The sequence below is a fragment of the Streptomyces sp. S6 genome, from assembly GCF_054880855.1.
In genome coordinates, this window is the sequence record NZ_JBTYMC010000525.1 from 1 (window position 1) to 2,666 (window position 2,666).

1 protein-coding gene is annotated in these 2,666 nt (G+C 76.7%); it reads right to left on the minus strand.

What is annotated here, in order from left to right; genetic code table 11:
* Positions 1 to 2,666: type I polyketide synthase (locus ACVNF4_RS34705; RefSeq protein ID WP_461806837.1), on the minus strand; the 2,666-nt coding region annotated here is incomplete at both ends.

Sequence of the window (2,666 nt, forward strand, 5' to 3'; positions counted from 1 at the left end):
GGGTGTCCAGGCGGGACCGGCCGGGCGCGGGGCCCGGACCAGGCGCCGGACCAGTGGGCCGGTGGCGCGCAGGGCCCATTCCTGTTCGTCGCCGGGGTTCGCGAGGACGGCGGCGAGGAGGCTCGCGGTGCCCGTGTCGAGGTCGGCGGGCAGGTCGACGAGTCCGCCCCAGCCGGCGGCCCACTCCAGCCCGACGACCCGCCCGAGCCCCCACACCTGGGCCTGCTCGGGCGAGGCGCCCTCGGTGTCGGCGGTGGAGACCGCGCCCTGGGTGAGGGCCCACAGGGGGGCGTCGACGCCGAGGCCGTGCAGGGTCTGGACGGTGGTGAGGGTGGGGACGGCGGCGAGGAGGGACACGATCCCCGTCACGTCGGCGAGCAGCGCGGCATCGGCGTCGCCCAGGCGCGTCAGGCGCAGGGTCGCGGCGGCGCCGTGGGCCGTCAGTGCCTCGGCGGTCCAGTCGGCGGCGGGGTTGTCCTCGGGGGCGAGGAGGAGCCAAGTGCCGGTGAGGGGGGCGGGGTCGAGGTGTGCGGGTTTCCAGGTGACGGTGTAGCGCAGGGTGTCCGTGGCCGCGCGGTCACGGGTGCGGGTGCGCCAGGTCGCCAGGGCGCGGACGGTCGCGTCGAGGCCGTCGTCGTGCGGGACGCCGAGCTGCCGGGCGACGTCCTCGGTGTCGCCCCGGTCCACGGCCTGCCACAGGTGCGCGGTCGCCGGGTCCTCGGCCCTGGTCGGGGTGGGGCGGTCGAGCCAGTGGCGGGTGCGGTGGAAGGCGTGGGTGGGCAGGTCGGTGCGGCGGGCGCCGGTGCCGGCGAGGAGGGCGGTGAAGTCGACGGGGGCGCCGTGGGCGTGGGCCTCGGCGAGGGCCTCCGTGAAGCGGCGGGGGCCGTCGGTGTCCCGGCGCAGGGTGCCGGTGACGGCGGCGGTCGCCTCGGCGTCGTCCAGGGTGTCCTGGAGGGCGTGGGTGAGGACCGGGTGGGGGCTTACCTCGATGAAGAGGGTGTGGCCGTCGGCGAGGAGGGCTCGGGTGGTCTCCTCGAAGCGGACGGTGTGGCGCAGGTTGCGGTACCAGTGGCCGGCGTCGAGGCGGGTGGTGTCGAGGCGCTCCGCGGTGACGGTGGAGTAGAACGCGCTCGTGCCCTGGCGGGGGGTCAACGGGGCGAGGAGGGTGCGGAGTTCGGTCTCGACGGCGGTGACGTGCGCGGAGTGCGAGGCGTAGTCCACGGCGACGCGGCGGGCGCGGACCCCGTCGCGTTCGCAGGCGGCGAGGAGTTCGTCAAGGGCGTCGTCGTCACCGGCGACGACGGTCGCGGCGGGGCCGTTGAGGGCGGCGACGTCGATGCGGCCGGGCCAGTTCGCGAGCCGGGTGCGGACGGCGGCGCCGGGTTCGGCGACGGAGACCATGCCGCCGCGTCCGGAGAGCGCGGTCAGGGTGCGTGAGCGCAGGGCGGCGACCCGGGCGCCGTCCTCCAGGGAGAGCGCTCCGGCGACGACGGCTGCGGCGACCTCGCCCTGGGAGTGGCCGACGACGGCGTCGGGGCGGACTCCGCAGGCGGCCCACAGTTCGGCGAGGGAGACCATCACGGCCCACAGGACGGGCTGGACGACGTCGACGCGGGTGAGCCGCTCGGCGGCGTCCTCGGCGCGCAGAACCTCGGTGAGACGCCAGTCGACGAAGGGCGCGAGGGCTTCCTCGCAGGCGGTCATGCGGGCGGCGAAGACCGGGGAGGCGTCGAGGAGGTCGACAGCCATTCCGGCCCACTGGGAACCCTGGCCGGGGAAGACGAGGACCGTGCGGGCCGGGCCGGTCGGGGCTGTGCCGGTGACGGTTCCGGCGGGGGCGGTGCCGGTGGCGAGCCCCTCAAGCAGCGGGGTCAGGGCTTCCCGGTCGGGGGCGAGGGCGACGGCGCGGTGCGGGAGGTGGGCGCGGGCGGTGGTGAGGGTCCAGGCGAGGTCGGCGGCGGTCGCGTCGGTGACGTCCAGGTGACGGCGCAGGGCGTCGGCCTGGGCGGGGAGGGCGGCCGGGGTGCGGGCGCTGAGGGGGAACGGCAGGAGGGGCGGGTGGGTGAGGACGGGGGTGGTGGGGGCGGGCTGGACCGTCGTTTCGGCGGGGGCCTGTTCGACGATGACGTGGGCGTTGGTACCGCTGATGCCGAACGAGGAGACGCCTGCGCGGCGGGGGCGGTCGCGCTCCGGCCAGGGTCGGGCCTCGGTGAGGAGCTGGACGCCGCCGGAGGTCCAGTCGACCTCTGCGGTGGGTTCGTCGGCGTGCAGCGTGCGGGGCAGCAGGCCCTCCCGCATCGCGAGGACGGTCTTGATGACCCCGGCGACCCCGGCGGCGGCCTGGGTGTGACCGATGTTCGACTTCAACGAGCCGAGGTACAGCGGGTGTTCGCGCCGCTGCCCGTAGACGGCGTGCAGCGCCTCGGCCTCGATGGGGTCCCCCAGGCGGGTGCCGGTGCCGTGTGCCTCGACGAGGTCGACGTCCGCCGGTTCGAGCCCGGCGTCGGCGAGGGCGGCCCGCAGGACGCGTTCCTGGGCGGGGCCGCTGGGGGCGCTGAGCCCGTTGGAGGCGCCGTCCTGGTTGACGGCCGTGCCGCGCACGACCGCCAGCACGGGGTGCCCGAGGCGGCGGGCGTCGGAGAGGCGCTCGACGAGGATCAGGGCGG